Genomic DNA, 16,227 nt, shown 5'->3' on the forward strand with positions numbered 1-16,227 from the left:
TTTAGTCGTCGCGCCGACCCACCTCGCCTGAAGAGGGCGGCGCTTCACGGCTGCCCGCCTCTTCTCTCGCCTGCGCCTTGCGACGGCGCAGATTGTCCCGCAGCGCCTGGGCCAGCCTTGCCTTGCGATCATCCTGTCCACTGCTCATCACCGGGCCATAAGCAAATTGCCGCATCCACCGCAACCCGCCTTGACAAGCGGGACGCGCGCGGCCATAGGCCCGGCTCCGCAAGCCGAAAGGCATTGCGCGATGGTGAAAGTGCTGCCGTAGCTCAGTGGTAGAGCGCATCCTTGGTAAGGCTGAGGTCGCGAGTTCAATCCTCGCCGGCAGCACCATTTCCCAGCAGGCTAAAGTAGATCAGCCAAGCTATATTTTCCCTTTATTGATCGTTGTTGCGGCAACTAATCTATATTATTTGATTTACCTTGGAATCGGGGGATTCGGGGGATGAAGGTGCGTGAGCAACAGTCCGTTGCGCATGAGGTTTTGACTTTTCTTCAGCGTCAAAGTCTTGCGCCCACACCGCAAAATTATGCGATGGGCTATGTGCTGAAAAGTGGCTCCAATGAAGCGCTGTCCAAAGCCGTCAATGACGCGACTGACGGCGGCATTCGGATGAGCCAGCAGCAGGCGGACGATATCTTCATGCGCTGTGTCGGCAGCCTGGGCGGCGCGGGGGGCGCGCATGCGACCGACGCATTGAGGAACCAGACGCGTCATCAACTGCTTCGCCTGGCAGAGGTGGCAAGCAGCGCCGCCGAGCGGACCGGGGATTTCAACCGCGACCTCAGCACAGGCTATGAGAAGCTGGCCGACAAGGATGCGGCCGGCATCGGATTGATAATCTCCGACATGATCGAACGTTCATTGCGGGCCGAACAGGACCTTGCAGCCGCCGCGAGGGAGGTTGAGGTTCTTCGGCAGGAACTGGACACCGCGCGCCATGACGCCAACCTCGATGCCTTGACCGGGCTGCCCAACCGCCGGGCGTTGGAAGCAGCGATGGACCGGTTGCAGAAGGGAAAGCTGCCCCATGCCGTGGCGATTTGCGACGTCGATCATTTCAAGCGTGTGAACGACCGATATGGCCATGCGGTCGGCGACCGGGTGCTCAAGATGGTCGCCACTTCCCTGGTGGAAAGCTGCGGCGGGCAACTGGTGGGCCGCTGGGGTGGCGAGGAATTTCTGGTGGTCGTGCAGGGACATGCGATCGACGACACGGTCGAACTGTTGGATGACGCCCGCCGCGCGCTCGGGCAACGCGCCTTCAAGCTGCGCGAGACCGACGAGCCGATGGGGGCGATCACCTTCTCGGCCGGGGTTGCGCTCGTCAATGAAGGCGCAGAGTGGAGCAACGCGCTCAATTCAGCCGATGCGGCACTGTACCGGGCCAAGGCTCAAGGACGGAACATGGTTCTGAGGGGATAAGCGCTGCTGCTGTCCGGCCTATCTCCTTTCCAGCAAAGCTCCGCCCCTCAGGGGAGCGGCTTTGGCAACCAGCTTAAATCCTGCGCCAGCGTACGGGACGGCACGCCGCTGAGCTTACGCAAGGCCGGCATATCGAGCAGTTCGATCATGTGACCGTCCCGCAGGATCAGTTTCTTGTCCTCAAGCGTCCGGAAGACCCGGTTCACGTGAACGGCGGTCAGGCCGATGACGTCGCCGATCTGCTCCTGCGTCAAAGGATGTTCGAAACGTGGGCCGACGCCCGGCTGTATCACGTTCAAACGGCTGTGCAGGTGAACCAGAAAATCGGCAAGACGGCATTCGGCAGAGGTCCGGCCGATGGAGCAGAGCCGGTCCATCAGCATCACGCGCTCCTGCTGCACGCTGAGGAACATGAGAGCCGCCATATGTGGCGCGCGCGTGAAAAGGCTGCCGAATGCCGACAAGCTGACCGAGCGCAGCTTGACGGGCGTGAGCGCCGTCAAGGTTTCCGCGGCCTTGTCTAGCGCCATGCTGGGCGTGCCCAGGATATCGCCGGGCAAATGCACCTTCAATATCTGCCTGCCGCCATCGGCCAGCGTCATGCTGCTGAGCGCCCAGCCATCCAGCAGCAGATAGACCGACTGTGGAGCGTCTCCTTCGCGCCGGATCGTCCGATTGCGCGCGATCTGCTGAACCGGACCAGCCAGGCTGGAAAAGATTTCGAGCTCTGCCGGGCTTGGCGAGCGGAATTCAGCCAGTCGGGCCTGCGAGAAAACTAGCGGAGAAGAGTCGTCTGGAACTGCGCGCACGGAACCTCGGAACGGATCAATCCGGCCGCTCTAGCAAAGCGCAGCCCCCCTCTCTTTAAAATGGAGCAAGAAGCGCGAGATTCAGCGCGAAACGGTGAGGCCGATCCACAAGGTTCGGGGCGTGCCGAGATCCTCCGAGACGCCCGTGCTGCCGGTGACACGGCGGGTCAGCACCTCCTGGTCGAAGAGGTTCTCACCCCGCGCGATCAACTCCAGGCCGCGCCCGACCGGCAGGCGGGCGACCGCATCGACGGTGAGCGCGCCCGCCAAGCGATCGGCATGCAGATCATCTTCATATTGGGCCGAGACATAATGCAGGGTTGCGGACAGGCGTGGCCCCTGCCGCGGCTGCCAGGCCATGGTGGCGCTGGCGGCATGGCGCGGAGTTTGCGCCGGGGACAAGCCGTCGAACAGATTGCCCGGCGCGCGAACCGTGCTGTGGCTATAAGCATAGGATGCGGACAGGGACATCGCGCCCAAACGGCCGCTGGCGGTCAGTTCGACCCCCTTTGCAACGATCGCGTCCACATTGTCTCGCCTGCGGAGGTTGGTGCCAATGGTGACATTGGCGATGGCGTTGTCCAGCCTGTTGTAGAAGGCGGTGGCCGAGAGCGAGAGCCCTTTCAAGGGATTGAGATCGGCACCGGCCTCCACCCCTTTCAGTTTTTCCGGCGCCAGCGTGGGGTTCGCCTGCGTCGTGACGGGGAAAATGACGAAAGGCCGGTACAGCTCGTTCAGGGTCGGCAGGCGGAAGCCGGTATAAGCCGCCGCGCGCAAGGCGATATGCTTGTCGACATGGAGCAAAGCACCCGCACGTGCTGAAGTCTCCCAGCCGGAACGGTTTTTGAAATCGGCACTGTTTGCAGGAGAGCCCGCCACGCGGAAAAAGCCGTCGCTGATCGTCCAGCGGTCCGCCCGCACACCGCCGGTCAGAACAAGACTGCCAAGGGTCCAATCATCTTCGGCGAACATGCCGATCGTCCGCTGCCGTCCCCCGGCGTGGCGGCGTGCGGTCACCAATCCGGTCGCGGCGCTATAGGCATCCTCGAACATGTCGCCCATGGCAAAGCGGCCATCGACGCCAACACGCACCAGATGATCCTGCCCCACCGGCGGCCGCAGTTCGATCTTGCCGCCGATGCCGGTCGAGGGGGTGCTGCGCTGATCGAGCGTCTTGCGGAAGGGCGGGTTGGACGAGATAACGATGTTCGAGAAGTTGCGGGCCTGAACATAGGCCAGGGCATCCACCTGCCACCGGCCGCGCGACACATAGCGGATGCTGGCATCCTGCCCTTCGCTCAGGCTGTCAGCGCCGCGAAAGCGCAGCGTTCGCTCATCATGGAACAGGGTCGTGCGGAATTGCAGCTCTTCGCTCGTGGAAATCGGAACAACCGCGCGCAGATTGGCCGACCAGTCATGATAGGCAGCAGGAACCGTCGCTGACACGCGCTGGTCGCGAGGTGTCGTTTGAAAGCCGTCGCCCCTGTCCCAGCGGCCAGAGAGGGACAGGAAGCCTCCGCCAAGGTTCGGGGTGAGGCTGGCGGACAATTCGGTCGCGTCCCGGCTGCCGTAAAGCGCCGTGGCGGAAAGCATCGGCAACTGATCACGCGTGGCGCTTGCCAGTTCGATGGTCCCGGCCACCGCCCCCGCGCCGAATGCGCCGACACCACCGCCACGTGTCACGCGGGCAGCGGAAAGCCGCTCCGGAACCAGCGCACTGAAGGGAATGTAACCGAAAAAGGGGTCAGCCATCGGCACGCCGTCCAGGAGCACCAGCGTACGGCTGGACGCGTTGCCGCCCAAGGCTCGCAAGCTCGCCCCTTGCGCGGACGGGTTCGCCGAACGGCTGTCCGATCGCCGGAACTGCTGGAACCCTGCCACATCGGTCAGGACGGTCTCGATACGCCCGGAGGCACTATCGAGGAGGCGATCCCGTTCGATCTGCACCGACCCATAGGCGGGAGTGCCCAGCGGCAAGGGCAAACCGGCGCCGGTGATGACGATGCGCGCCTGGGCGCTGCCATAGTCGTCGGGCTGAGCCAATGCGGCGGATGGCAGCAGGACGGGCAACAGCCAAAGAGAGCCAGCTTTCATGACCACGCCCATAGCCATGCCCCCTCACGCTGACAATCTAAGGGACAATTTGTGGCCTCAAGCCAAGGCCGATCCTTCGCGTTGCGCCAAAAGCTTGTCGATGGTGAGCGGATAGTCGCGCAGGCGGATCCCGGTGGCGTTGTAGATCGCGTTCGCAACCGCCGCGCCTGCGCCGCAAATGCCGAGTTCCCCTACGCCCTTGGCCTTCATCGGCGAACTTTTGTCATCCAGTTCGTCAAGGAAGAGCACATCCTGTTCGGGAATGTCGGCATGCACGGGGACGAGATATTCCGCCATGTCGTGATTGACGAAGAAACCGAAGCGCTTGTCGACATGCAGTTCCTCCATCAGCGCCGCGCCGACACCCATGGTCATCGCCCCGATGACCTGGCTGCGCGCTGATTTCGGGTTGAGGATGCGTCCCGCAGCGAAGGCGCCGCCCATGCGCCGCACCCGGACTTCGGCCGTATCGATATCCACCCCGACCTCGCAAAAATGAGCGCCGAAGGTCGCTTGCGCATAATCCTGCGTCAACTTGCCGAATTCGATCCGATCCTCGGCCCACATGCCCTCTTCGCCCGCCAGCGCGCCGATCGGTTGCGACCGATTGCCAAGCCGCACAAGCCCGTCTTCGAACACGGCTTCGTTCGCGGGGAAGCCTGCTTTGGCGGCAAGCTTCTCCCGCAGGGCGACGCATGCGGCATAAAGGCCCGCCGTCGCGCTGTTGGCGCCGAACTGTCCGCCCGATCCCGCCGATTTGGGGAAGAGGCTGTCGCCCAGGCGCACCGTGACTGCCTCAATCGGCACTCCCAGCATTTCCGCAGCGGTCTGCGCCAGGATGGTGTAGCTGCCCGTGCCGATATCGGTCATGTCGGTTTCGACCACGACATGGCCACGCCCGTCGATGCCGACGCGCGCGCCCGACTTCGCGACGAGATTGTTGCGGAACGCCGCGGCCATGCCCATGCCGACCAGCCAGCGCCCGTCCCTCACCCGCCCCGGCTGCGGCACGCGTCGTTCCCAGCCGAAGCGTTCGGCACCCTGACGCAGGCATTCCACGAACTTGCGGCTGGAAAAGGGACGCTGCAGCCCAACTTCGGGATCATATTGCACATCGTTGCGGATGCGCAGTTCGACCGGATCGACGCCAGTCGCCTCCGCCAGTTCATCCATCGCGATTTCCAGCGCCAGCAGGCCCACCGCTTCCCCCGGCGCGCGCATGGCATTGGCTTCCGGCAAGTCGAGTTCTGCCAGACGATGGGCGGTGAGCCGATCGGTCCCGCGATAGAGCAACCGCGTCTGCTGTGCCGCCACCTCCGGCCCGCCGCCGGGCAGATCACCCGACCAGACTTCGTGGCCAATCGCGCCGATGATGCCATCGCGGTCGGCGCCGATCCGGATACGCTGGATGGTCGCGGCGCGATGGGTCGTGTTGTTCGGGATTTGCGGGCGGGCAAGCGCCACCTTGACGGGTCGTCCCGCCGCGCGCGCGCCCAGGGCGGCGAGCAGGGCATCTGCCCGCAGGAACAGCTTTCCACCAAAGCCGCCGCCGATATAGGGGGTGACGACGCGGATCTTGTCCTTGGGGATCTTTAGCGTGGCCGCCATATCTTCTACTGCCCAGGCCACCATCTGATTGGATGTCCACAAGGTCAGGCTGTCACCATCCCAGGCCGCCGTTGTGGCATGCGGCTCCATCATCGCATGGCTCTGGTCTGGCGTCGTGTAGCTTTGGTCCACCTTCACCGCGGCCTTTGCGAAACCCGCTTCGAAGTTTCCGGCGGCTGTGTCGGCAGGGCCGCCAAAGCCTTCCTTTGGAACGGTGGCATGGCCGCGTTCGGCGGCAAGGTCATAGCGGCCTTTCTCCGGACTGTAATCGATCCGCAAAAGGCGCGCCGCGTCCCGCGCATTTTCGAAACTGTCCGCGATCACCAGCGCGACAGCCTGATCATAATGTTCGATGATCGGGCCGCCCAGCAGATGGGCGGTGTTCCTGGCGCCCTTGCCCAGAGGTCCCGCATTCTGGTGCGTGACGATTGCAAGCACGCCCTGCGCGGATTGCGCCGCTCGCAGGTCCATGGCGTCGATCTTACCCTTGGCGATCGCTGATCCGACGATCCAGCCATAGGCGGCCTGAGGCGCGGCGTCATGGCGCTCATAGGCGTAGGGCGCAGTTCCGGTGACCTTGGCAGGCCCGTCGATCCGGTCGTGTGCCACGCCGACAACCCGGCCGCGATCGATCGGGTTGGTGGTCGCAGGCGTGTCGAACTTCATAGCCGCGCCTCCTTTTGCCGGAAGAGAGATGTAAGGGTGCCGGCAACAAGCTGTTGCTTGAAGGCGTTTTGCGCCGTCGGCCGGGCATCGGCCAGCGCCGCCTGCGCGACCTCTCCCGGCCCTGCCGCGGCAGCTGCATCAGCCGCCGCAACCCGCCATGGCTTGGGCGCGATGCCGCCGAAGGCGAAGCGAGAGCCGCCCTGCCCGTCGAACACTGCCGCAACCGAGACGAGGGCGAACGCATAGGAGCTGCGATCCCGGACCTTGCGATAGACATGGGTGCCGCCAAGGGGGTTGGGCAGCGTCACCGACGTGATGAACTCGCCCGGCTTTAGCTGGTTTTCAATGTGCGGCGTATCACCCGGCAGCAGGTGGAAGTCGGCAATGGGTATGGAACGGCGTGTACCGTCCGCTGCCACCGTATCCACCGCTGCATCCAGCACCCGCATCGCCACGGCCATGTCCGACGGATGCTGCGCGATACAGGCGTCGCTCGTGCCGACGATCGCCAGGCTTCGACTGACCCCTTTCAGCGCTCCGCACCCGCTGCCGGGCTTCCTCTTGTTGCAGGGCATGCGCGTGTCGTAGAAATAGGGGCAACGGGTGCGCTGAAGCAGATTTCCGGCCGTCGTCGCCTTGTTGCGCAGCTGGCCCGATGCTCCGGCAAGCAGCGCCCGGCTGAGCACCGCATAGTCGCGCCGGACATCCGGGTGCGCGGCCAGCGCGGTGTTGCGGACCATGGCGCCGATCCGCAAGCCGCCTTCGGGTGTGCGCTCTATCCGGTTCAGCCCCAGATGGTTGACATCGATAAGGTGCGAAGGCGTTTCGATCTGGAGCTTCATAAGGTCCAGCAAATTGGTCCCGCCCGCGATGAAGCGCCCGCCGGAAGAAGCGGCAGCCACGGCATCCTCGACGCTGGCGGCGCGGCTGTAGGTGAAGGGCTTCATGCCTTGTCCCCCGTTGCGACGTCGCGGATCGCCGCGATGATGTTGGGATAGGCGGCGCAGCGGCAGATATTCCCGCTCATCCTTTCGCGCAATTCCGCGTCGGACAGGACGACTTGCTCCAGATCCTCCGTCGCGTGGCTGGGAATGCCTGCCTCGATCTCCCCCAGGACAGCGACAGCCGAGCAGATCTGGCCGGGCGTGCAATAACCGCATTGATAGCCATCATGCGTGACGAAGGCTCGCTGCACCGGATGCAGCTTTTCCGGCGTTCCCAGCCCCTCTATCGTGGTAACGGAGTCCCCTTCATGCATGACGGCCAGCGTCAGGCAGCTGTTGATCCGCTGGCCCTCGACAAGGACCGTGCAAGCGCCGCATTGGCCGTGATCGCACCCCTTCTTCGTACCTGTGAGTTGCAGATGCTCACGCAGGGCGTCCAGCAATGTGGTGCGCGGATCAAGCTGGAGCTGAACGCGATCGCCGTTCACGGTGAACTCGACGGTGGACATGTCTTTTTCCCTGTTCGATTCCGGGGACAGCATTGCCCCCGTTTCAGCGCCCGCTACGCCCGGCAACGCCATGGCCGCTCCCCCGCCCTGCAAAACCGCACGGCGAGTCACATGATCTGGCGCCATAAGGTTGTTCCTCCTGCCATGCCCAATACGAAGCAGGATCATGGACGATCCCGCTGCGGACCAGAAAAGGTGCGGCAGCAGAGATAGGGCGAGAGCTTGCCCCAGCCAAGCCGCATTCCGGCAGCAAGGGCCGCGCGCGGCCGCTGGCGGGATAAATTTCAGCCAAGGTCAAATTCTCCCTTGCCGACCTCCCCAACCGCTGCTAGTTGCCCGCCTCACCCGCCGAGAGGGACTTCCTCCGGCCGCCAGAGCGGGCGTAGCTCAGGGGTAGAGCACAACCTTGCCAAGGTTGGGGTCGAGGGTTCGAATCCCTTCGCCCGCTCCAATGATATTCAACATACTGAAAACCGTAGAAAAACCGCCTCGCGCGGCAGCATCGGCGACTTTACCCCACAAAACTACTACACAATGCGCGCTCCACAGTCGGACTGAGTGTCCGTGATGGTGAGGGAAATTGTCGCGCTGATTACTACACAAGATCACTCCACAAATTGCCAAAAGGCGTCTGCCTACAGGGCCGGATTTATCATCGTCGTCGCCGTGTCCCCAATGCTCTGAGGACGGCAATCGGACGGTCTGAGCTATGGCGCTCGCTACGAACGGATAGTGTCCAAATCGCTTTGCGACGGATCCACTTCGCTGCCGCCGAGATCGAGGCCGAACTGGAAGCCGCACGCGCCGCAATTGGCATCCTTGCCAATCCCTGCCCTCCGCGGTCGTCCAACAGACTATCCGGCGAATCTGCTCTTTCGATGTTGGTGGAAAGGTCGCCGAGCGACTGACCGTGGATGTGCCGGTCGCCGAGCAAGCACCTGCGGCGGCTCCCAAGGCAAAGACGCTCGGTGAAGTTTACGATCTCTATACTACCGATCCACGGCACACTTGGCGCGAGCGGACGCGAATTGCCTATCGGACGACTCGCAACTGGGTGATGGAATTTTTCGGCGAGGAAATCGCGATCAACGACATCGCCCACGAACAAACTCGCGCATTCGTCCAGTCGCTGACGCAGGTGCCGCGCCATGCTGATCGGAAGTTCCCCGGCCTGACCATCGTTCAGGCCGTTGAGGCGGCGAAGCAGCGTCCCGATACAGGCGTGATCAGCATTGCCAATGTGAATGCATATTTGAACAAGTTCTCAGGCGTCCTGAACTGGGCGGTGGAGGAGGGATACCTCGACAAGAGTCCTGCGAAGGGACTACGGCTATCATATGAGTTCCGCGTCCGAACAGACCAGCCTCCTGTCGGATCGTTGATATAACGGTCGTAGACCTCACCGAAGGTCAGGAGCGGCGGTTGGGGTGATATGGCAGGCTGCTCCGCCGGGACGCTTGACGCTATCGTAAACTGGGGCATGCGCTGCCCCATTGGAGCAGACCCTCCTACCGCCGCGAGCAGCATCGGATCGACGGCCAATCCCGCCTGCGACCTCGCACCTTCAATTTCGGCTTCGACTTAGGAGACGATCAAGGGGAAGCGTCGAACAGCACATTTCAGGCTGTCGGTGCGCAACGACCGCCAAATCTCGGCGCGCCCCATATGCGCGCGGACATCGTGAGGAACACGGCGTCGGAAGTAGAACTGACCGCCCCGCAAACACATGCCTGAAGGCAATTTGTGTAGCAGCTTTGTGTAGCAGTTCTTGGAACCCAAGGCCCTTGTTTTCCAAGGGTTTTCAGCACTTTTCGCTACTCGACTGTGTAGCAGAGCTGCGGGGGAGCAAGGGTTCGAACACCGTCTTTTCGACGATTTTCCAATGTTTTCAGGTCGATGAGAACAAATGGTGCCCGGGGACGGAGTCGAACCGCCGACACTGCGATTTTCAGTCGCATGCTCTACCAACTGAGCTACCCGGGCACGGGCGCCGGGGAGAACCACCGGCGGCGTTGAGAGGCGTGCCTATAGGCATCAATCCAGGGGGTTGTCCACCCCATCATCGTCGCTTTTTTTCATCTCGTCAGCGGCGGGGGTTCCGGGGACCCGATAGCCTTCGCCCAGCCATTGCAAAAGGTCACGATCGCGACATGGCTTTCCGCAGAAAGGCCGCGTGTCTGGATGTGAAGCTTGGCCGCAGATCGGGCAGGAGGATGATTTAGGCGACATGGCCGGCCGATATGGCAAGCGCGGGGTCCGCCTTCAAGCTGACGGCCCCGCCACGGCGGCGAGCGAGTTGCTCCAGCCAGTCGGTGGCTTTGTAAAGGCGGTCGATGATGGCGGGCGCGGCGGTGATCGTCACCGGCCCGCCATTGCCCTCTCGCTCGGCACGGCGGAGCAATGCGAGGGAGGCGGTTTCGATCGGATCAGCCCGCAGCAGCTCCATGAGGTTCATCCGCTCACGGCGGCGAATGATCTGGACGAAGCCGAAGCCGTTCACCGCGGTGCGTTCGAAAGGAAGGGGCAGATATTTGTCGATCTGCGCGGAGGCGACAGCGCGCTCATCCTTGTTGTTCATGGTGGGCAAGTCGATGCCGATCGATCCGGTCAGGCCCATGCGGCGGATCGCTTGCGCGGCGAGCTTCGCACCTTTTGGACCGAGCTTGGCGGGCGGCAGAGATCCGTCCACGTCGATCAGGATCATGGCAGGCGTCGGGAAGATGCGGAGCGCCGCTTCCTCGGTGCCGATCTCGCCGGACATCGCCTCTTCCATGAGCTCGCTCCAGCCATGGGCTTCCAAGCGATCCTCCTCATGCGCGGGGCACGGGATGACCGGAATGCCGGTTGCACGCAGACGCTGGAGCAGGCTGGGGGCGGGATGCACCTTGGAGCCCGGCTGCGCGATGCGCGCCTTGGCGAGCTTGGGGCGGCCTTCCTCAGGAATGGCTTCGCGCAAGATTTGAAGGAGGACAGTCGCTCCCTCCGAGGTTTTTGGCGGGATGGGCTCGACCAGCACTTCCTCGCCCGAGATCAGGCGGGCGATGCCGCGCTTCTTGGGGATGATCGTCCGGACGAGCTTGCCCTGCATCACCGCGCCGGCGCGGGCGCCATCGCCCTCACGCTCGATCTCCGCTTCGACCAGACGGCCCTTTTCGATCAGCGCGGCGCGGGCCTCGCCAATCCCTTCTTCATAGAGCCATTCGGCCATCACTATATTCCTGCTGGTCGGGATCGCGGAGCCGGAAATGTACAATTCCCCTGGCCATCCCTCTAGTCCAATGGATAGCCCACTGCCTTCAGCAGCGCGCGGGTTTCGTAAAGGGGCAGACCCATGATCGCGCTATGGCTGCCATGTATCGCGCGGATCAGCCCGGCGGCACGACCCTGGATCGCATAGCCCCCTGCCTTGCCATGCCATTCTTCGCTGACGATATAGGCGTCGATTTCGGCCTGCTCCAGACGCTTGAACGTCACGATGTTGGTCGAGAGGCGATGCCTTGCCCTCCCCTCGCCATCGATGAGCGTGATGGCGCTCAGCACACGGTGGCGGCGGCCGGAGAGCAACGAAAGACAGGCGCGCGCCTCATCCTCCGCCTCTGCCTTGGGCAAAATGCGGCGGCCCGCTGCGACCACAGTATCGCCCGAAAGCACGAGCGCGCCGGGATGGCGGGCAGCGACAAGCGCCGCCTTTTCAGCCGCCACGCGCGTAGCGTATGGGCCGGGAAGTTCGCCTTTCAATGGGGTTTCATCGACGTCGGCGGGGTCCACCATATCAGGACGCACGCCGATCTGACCCAGAAGTTCACACCGTCTAGGCGAAGCCGAAGCAAGGATGAGCCGCATCGAAAAAGCGGCTTATTTGAAGCGGTAAGTGATCCGACCCTTGGTCAGGTCGTAGGGGGTCAGTTCGACCAGCACTTCGTCGCCCACCAGCACGCGGATGCGGTTTTTCCGCATCTTGCCAGCCGTGTGGCCAAGGATCTCGTGATCATTTTCAAGCCGGACGCGAAACATGGCGTTGGGGAGAAGCTCCACAACCTGTCCGCGCATTTCAAGCAGTTCTTCTTTTGCCATAATATCCTGGGGAAACCGAAAATCGCGCCGCCATAACGACAAAATGCGGAAAATGGAAGTCAGGCTGACGCGCCGAACGCATCACCCGCTGCGGAGAGGGCTGCAAAGATGTGATCCAGCTGATCCACATCAGTGCAATAGGGCGGCATCAGATAGATGCTGTTGCCCAACGGACGCAGCAAAATGCCCCGATCAAGGAAGAAGGCGCGCAGGCGTGGGGCAAGGTCGGACAGATAGCCTGCATCCTGCGCGATCAGGTCGATCGCGACGATCGTGCCAAGCTGCCGGGCGTTCGTGAAGGCAGGATGAAGCGCCAGCCTTCCGAGTCGCTGCGCCATATTCTGTTCGAGCGCGGCGATGCGGCCGAGCACATCCTCCTCCCGCCAGATGGCGAGGTTGGCGGCCGCGGCGGCGCAGGAGATGGCGTTGGCCGTATAGCTGGACGAATGGTAGAAGAGCCGCGCCCGATCCTGCGACTTGTGCGCGTCAAAAATGCGCGCCGTGGCGAGCGTCGCCGCGAGCGGAACGGAGCCTCCAGTGATTCCCTTTGCGATGGCCATGATGTCGGGCACGACGCCCGCCTGTTCGCAAGCAAAGATTGTTCCGGTGCGGCCCCATCCGGTCATCACTTCGTCGGCGATGAAAAGGACATCGTGCCGTGCGCAGATTTCCGCCATCTGCCGCAATATCTCCGGCGAGTAGATCAGCATCCCGCCCGCGCCCAACACCAGCGGTTCGACGATGAACGCCGCCGGATGCTCCTTGCAGGCAGCTTCCAGCGCGTCGAGCGTCTGCTGCTCGGCCCCTGGTGCCGGAAACGCTATGGTGCCGACATCGAACAGCAAAGGCGTCCATGCCGCATTATACACGCCGCGCTCGCCGACCGACATCGTGCCGATCGTGTCGCCATGATAGCCATGTTCGAGGACGAGGATGCGATGCCGTGGCGCGGACAGTCCGTCCAGCGCCCGATTGTGCCAGTAGCCGAGCGCCATCTTCAGCGCGACCTCGACGGAGGTCGACCCGCTGTCGGAAAAGAAGACATAGGCGAGCGGATCGCGCCCTTCCGCGCGCGGCGCCAGTTCGATCAGGCCGCGCGCTACCTCTTCAGCGGGTTCATGCGTGTAACTGGCAAAGATGAGCTGGTCGAGCTGCTCGGCCTGCTGCGCAATCGCCCGAGCGATGCGGGGATGACAGTGGCCGTGCGTCGTCACCCACCAGCTGGAAATGGCGTCAATCAACGTGCCTCCCTCTGCCAGATGCAATGACGCGCCGTCGGCGCGCACGACATGCGGGATGGTTTCGTTGAGGCCGTGCTGGGTGAAGGGGTGCCATATAGGGGAGGTCATGGCGAGACGCTTAGAATAGCCCAAGCGTCAGGCCAAGCTCCCTCCCCTGAAACATGCCGTTACCGCTTACTTGGCTGGATTAGCCGGAGTAGCGGGCGAAGCCGGCGTAGCGGGGCTGGCCGGAGCAGCCGGTGCTGCTGGAGCGGCCGCCTGGATACGCTGCTGCAATGCCGGGTCGGCAGCTGCGGCCTGGCCGATTTCATTGAACTTTTCAGGCGCAATGCCCGATGCCTGCAGCGCGGCGAGCATCTTGGGCTGCTTTTCCGCATCAGCAATGCTGGTGTCGGACTGAATCTTGGTCACTTCGACCGCTGCTGCAGCAAACAGCTTGATGTCGGCATCGCTATATTTGCCTGCTGCAGCCGAAGGTGCTGCCGGAGTGGCTGGGGTCGCGGGCGTCGCCGGAGCGGCCGCGCCCCGAGCCAGAACGGGTGCCGCTGCCAACAGGGCCACCGATGCCATAGCCGTCTTCAAAACCAGTGATGAACGAAAACCCGTCAACATGCTTCTCCTTGCGATTTGATGGCTTAAAGCTGTGGAAGAGCGCACAAGGTTTAAAGAGTGTTCCGGCGAAACGTGAGATTTGAGGGGTGACGGCCGGGCGCCGTTCAACTCATCCCCCGCATCGTCACGGCTCGCCGCAGCCGGAACGTTAGACGTCCTCATTTTTTACCAGATTCTCACGCGCTCCTGCGGAGCAAGATAGAGCTTGCTGCCGGGCGCAGGCTTGAAGGCGGCGTACCATTGATCGAAGTTCCGCACCGTGTCCGCCCGATATTGCGAGGGCGAATGCGGGTCGGTGACGAGCCGCTGGCGCAAGTTCGGTTCGCGATAATTGCGCCGCCATACCTGTGCCCAACCCAGGAAGAAGCGTTGATCCCCGGTGGTGCCATCGATCACCGGCGCAGGCTTGTCGCCGAGCGAGGCATGATAGGCGTCGAGCGCCACAGCGACGCCTGCGAGATCACCGATATTCTCACCCAGCGTGAAATCGCCCTTCACATGCGCTCCGGGAAAGGGTTCATAGGCGTCATATTGCTTCACCAGCTTGCCGGTCAGCTGTTTGAAAGCCGCGACATCGGCATCGCTCCACCACTGGTTGAGCTTGCCGCTTTCATCATATTTGGCGCCTTGGTCGTCGAAATGATGGCTGAGTTCATGGCCGATCACCGCGCCGATGCCGCCATAATTCACTGCCGGATCGGCGTAGGGATCGAAGAAGGGCGGCTGGAGGATCGCGGCCGGGAAGACGATCTCAACCATGGAGAAGTCCGCATAAGCGTTGATCTCCATCGGCGTCATCTGCCATTCCCACCGGTAAATGGGCTTCCCCAGCTTGCCCATCTGATAATCGAATTCATATTGGTTCGACCGCAGCGCATTGCCGAACAGATCGCCCGCCGCCATGTCGAGCCCGCCATAATCCCGCCATTTGTCGGGGTAGCCGATCTTTGGCGTGAAGGCCGCCAGCTTCTTGTGCGCCCTCTCCTTCGCGCCATCGCTCATCCAGCTGAGGCCATCGATGCGGCGACCCATGGCGGCGATCACATTCTTGACGAGTTGATCCATCGCCGCCTTGGTTTCCGGCGGAAAATAGCGGGCGACATAGATTTTGCCGACTTCCTCGCCCATCGCATCCTTGACGAAGCCGACCGCGCGCTTCCACCGTTCTTCGCGCTGAGGCGTGCCCGACAAGGTGGTGCCGTAGAAAGCGAAGTCCGCGTCGGCAATGCGATCGGGCAGATAAGTGGCATAGCTATGGAGGCTACGCAGCAGAAGGGCGTCCTTGAGCACTTCGACCGGGGTTCGCGCGATCAGTGCTGCTTCGCCGGTGATCGCCGTGGGCTGCGCGACAATCAGCGCCTCTGGTTTCAGTCCGTTGGCGGCGAAATAGGCGGCGAAGTCGAAACCGGGCGCGGCCTCCTGCAATTCGGCAAGGGTCATCCGGTTATAGGTCTTGTTCGCGTCCCTGCTGTCGACCTGGGTCCAGTGCAGCTTGGCGACTTCCGTTTCGAACGCCATCAGGTTGGCAGCGCGGGCCTTTGCGTTGCTCGCGCCCGCCAGCGTCAGCATCTGTTCCAGATGCGCGGCATAGGCGGTCCGGATGGCCGCCATCTTATCGTCGGGCTGGAGATAAAAGTCACGGTCGGGTAGACCCAGACCCGACTGGCGCAGGTTCAGGATGTAAGTGTCAGGCGCCTTGTCATCCTGTCCGACATAAAAGGTGAAGGGTCCTGCTATGCCGGCCCGGGCAGCCTCCGCCGCCAAGCGGGCGTAACCAGCCTTGTCCTTCACCGCCTCGATCTTCGCGAGCCAGGGCTTGATGGGCGTCAGCCCCTTCGCTTCCACGGTGGGCGCGTCGAGATAACTGGCATAGGCGATGCCGATCCGGCTGGCGGGGTCTTTCCTCGCCTCCTCCAATATGCCCCGGGTGCGCTCTCGCGACAGGTCATCAAGCACGTTGAACGCGCCATAATTGGATTTGTCTGCGGGGATCGGCGTGGCCTTGGCCCAGCCGCCATTGGCGTGAAGGTAGAAATCATCGCCCGGCTTGACGGACGGGTCCATGCCCTTGCTGTCGAAGCCGTAGCTGCCATAGGTCGGCTTGGCCGGTGGCGCCTGATCCGCCTGCGCGGCGTTGGCGGCGAGCAGGAGAACGCCAACAGCGGCGCTCATCAGAAGATTTTTCATCGAAGCATCCCTTGCTTGATCCGATCATGGCAGTTGACCCGGCGCAGCCGGACA

At 62.8% G+C, this 16,227-nt stretch carries 17 protein-coding genes and 3 tRNA genes; 5 read left to right on the top strand and 15 right to left on the bottom strand.

Going from position 1 to position 16,227, the window contains the following annotated elements; translation table 11 throughout:
- Nucleotide 1: 1 nt before the first annotated feature.
- Complete coding sequence (locus tag ACYU8T_RS10670) at nucleotides 2–175, bottom strand: hypothetical protein (protein WP_201515820.1); 174 nt, start codon at nucleotides 173–175, stop codon at nucleotides 2–4.
- A gap of 86 nt (nucleotides 176–261) precedes the next feature.
- Here ACYU8T_RS10670 and ACYU8T_RS10675 point away from each other — a divergent pair.
- Both ACYU8T_RS10675 and ACYU8T_RS10680 read left to right on the top strand, forming a co-directional pair.
- Nucleotides 262–336: transfer RNA gene (locus tag ACYU8T_RS10675), tRNA-Thr, on the top strand.
- A gap of 112 nt (nucleotides 337–448) precedes the next feature.
- Complete coding sequence (locus tag ACYU8T_RS10680) at nucleotides 449–1,429, top strand: GGDEF domain-containing protein (RefSeq protein ID WP_461159412.1); 981 nt, start codon at nucleotides 449–451, stop codon at nucleotides 1,427–1,429.
- Between the two features lie 47 nt (nucleotides 1,430–1,476).
- Here the strand turns inward: ACYU8T_RS10680 and ACYU8T_RS10685 are convergent, their stop codons facing one another.
- From ACYU8T_RS10685 to paoA, 5 genes are all read right to left on the bottom strand, one after another.
- Nucleotides 1,477–2,238, bottom strand: a complete 762-nt coding sequence (locus tag ACYU8T_RS10685; RefSeq protein ID WP_461159413.1) for a Crp/Fnr family transcriptional regulator — start codon at nucleotides 2,236–2,238, stop codon at nucleotides 1,477–1,479.
- A gap of 81 nt (nucleotides 2,239–2,319) precedes the next feature.
- Nucleotides 2,320–4,332, bottom strand: a complete 2,013-nt coding sequence (locus tag ACYU8T_RS10690) for a TonB-dependent receptor plug domain-containing protein (protein ID WP_461159414.1) — start codon at nucleotides 4,330–4,332, stop codon at nucleotides 2,320–2,322.
- 57 nt (nucleotides 4,333–4,389) lie between these two features.
- The gene (paoC, locus tag ACYU8T_RS10695; protein WP_461159415.1) at nucleotides 4,390–6,606 is read right to left on the bottom strand and encodes an aldehyde oxidoreductase molybdenum-binding subunit PaoC; all 2,217 of its coding nucleotides are present in this window, start codon (nucleotides 6,604–6,606) and stop codon (nucleotides 4,390–4,392) included.
- Nucleotides 6,603–7,553 (bottom strand): FAD binding domain-containing protein, encoded by a 951-nt coding sequence (locus tag ACYU8T_RS10700; RefSeq protein ID WP_461159416.1) that lies wholly within the window; start codon nucleotides 7,551–7,553, stop codon nucleotides 6,603–6,605. The genes paoC and ACYU8T_RS10700 overlap by 4 nt, the downstream gene beginning before the upstream one ends.
- On the bottom strand, nucleotides 7,550–8,185 hold the full coding sequence (gene paoA, locus ACYU8T_RS10705; RefSeq protein WP_461159417.1) for an aldehyde dehydrogenase iron-sulfur subunit PaoA: 636 nt from the start codon (nucleotides 8,183–8,185) through the stop codon (nucleotides 7,550–7,552). Before paoA ends, ACYU8T_RS10700 begins: the two co-directional genes overlap by 4 nt.
- 250 nt (nucleotides 8,186–8,435) lie before the next feature.
- Here paoA and ACYU8T_RS10710 point away from each other — a divergent pair.
- The 3 genes from ACYU8T_RS10710 to ACYU8T_RS10720 all read left to right on the top strand — a co-directional run bounded on the left by ACYU8T_RS10710 (nucleotide 8,436) and on the right by ACYU8T_RS10720 (nucleotide 9,446).
- Nucleotides 8,436–8,510: transfer RNA gene (locus ACYU8T_RS10710), tRNA-Gly, on the top strand.
- Nucleotides 8,511–8,676: 166 nt separating this feature from the next.
- The gene (locus tag ACYU8T_RS10715; RefSeq protein WP_461159418.1) at nucleotides 8,677–8,967 is read left to right on the top strand and encodes a DUF6538 domain-containing protein; all 291 of its coding nucleotides are present in this window, start codon (nucleotides 8,677–8,679) and stop codon (nucleotides 8,965–8,967) included.
- Between the two features lie 2 nt (nucleotides 8,968–8,969).
- The gene (locus ACYU8T_RS10720) at nucleotides 8,970–9,446 is read left to right on the top strand and encodes a tyrosine-type recombinase/integrase (RefSeq protein WP_461159419.1); all 477 of its coding nucleotides are present in this window, start codon (nucleotides 8,970–8,972) and stop codon (nucleotides 9,444–9,446) included.
- A 194-nt stretch (nucleotides 9,447–9,640) separates the two neighbouring features.
- On the opposite strand, the gene ACYU8T_RS10725 is transcribed toward ACYU8T_RS10720, so the two are convergent.
- The 9 genes from ACYU8T_RS10725 to ACYU8T_RS10765 form a co-directional block, all read right to left on the bottom strand.
- On the bottom strand, nucleotides 9,641–9,787 hold the full coding sequence (locus tag ACYU8T_RS10725) for a DUF6538 domain-containing protein (protein ID WP_461159796.1): 147 nt from the start codon (nucleotides 9,785–9,787) through the stop codon (nucleotides 9,641–9,643).
- Between the two features lie 179 nt (nucleotides 9,788–9,966).
- Nucleotides 9,967–10,042, bottom strand: a tRNA-Phe gene (locus ACYU8T_RS10730).
- 51 nt (nucleotides 10,043–10,093) lie between these two features.
- Complete coding sequence (locus ACYU8T_RS10735; RefSeq protein ID WP_097092527.1) at nucleotides 10,094–10,288, bottom strand: DNA gyrase inhibitor YacG; 195 nt, start codon at nucleotides 10,286–10,288, stop codon at nucleotides 10,094–10,096.
- Nucleotides 10,278–11,267 carry a ribonuclease gene (locus ACYU8T_RS10740; protein ID WP_461159420.1) on the bottom strand — a complete coding sequence of 330 codons (990 nt, stop codon included), beginning with the start codon at nucleotides 11,265–11,267 and terminating at the stop codon, nucleotides 10,278–10,280. The genes ACYU8T_RS10735 and ACYU8T_RS10740 overlap by 11 nt, the downstream gene beginning before the upstream one ends.
- Nucleotides 11,268–11,329: 62 nt before the next feature.
- Complete coding sequence (locus tag ACYU8T_RS10745) at nucleotides 11,330–11,902, bottom strand: Maf family protein (RefSeq protein WP_461159421.1); 573 nt, start codon at nucleotides 11,900–11,902, stop codon at nucleotides 11,330–11,332.
- A 12-nt stretch (nucleotides 11,903–11,914) separates the two neighbouring features.
- Nucleotides 11,915–12,133 carry a translation initiation factor IF-1 gene (infA, locus tag ACYU8T_RS10750; protein ID WP_003049127.1) on the bottom strand — a complete coding sequence of 73 codons (219 nt, stop codon included), beginning with the start codon at nucleotides 12,131–12,133 and terminating at the stop codon, nucleotides 11,915–11,917.
- Between the two features lie 59 nt (nucleotides 12,134–12,192).
- A complete protein-coding gene (locus ACYU8T_RS10755) occupies nucleotides 12,193–13,482 on the bottom strand; it encodes an adenosylmethionine--8-amino-7-oxononanoate transaminase (RefSeq protein WP_461159422.1) in 1,290 nt (429 codons plus the stop codon).
- A 66-nt stretch (nucleotides 13,483–13,548) separates the two neighbouring features.
- Complete coding sequence (locus ACYU8T_RS10760; protein WP_461159423.1) at nucleotides 13,549–13,983, bottom strand: DUF4168 domain-containing protein; 435 nt, start codon at nucleotides 13,981–13,983, stop codon at nucleotides 13,549–13,551.
- A gap of 168 nt (nucleotides 13,984–14,151) precedes the next feature.
- A complete protein-coding gene (locus ACYU8T_RS10765; RefSeq protein ID WP_461159424.1) occupies nucleotides 14,152–16,173 on the bottom strand; it encodes a M13 family metallopeptidase in 2,022 nt (673 codons plus the stop codon).
- Between the last annotated feature and the right edge of the window lie 54 nt (nucleotides 16,174–16,227).

Source organism: Sphingobium sp. TomMM35A (assembly GCF_054771735.1).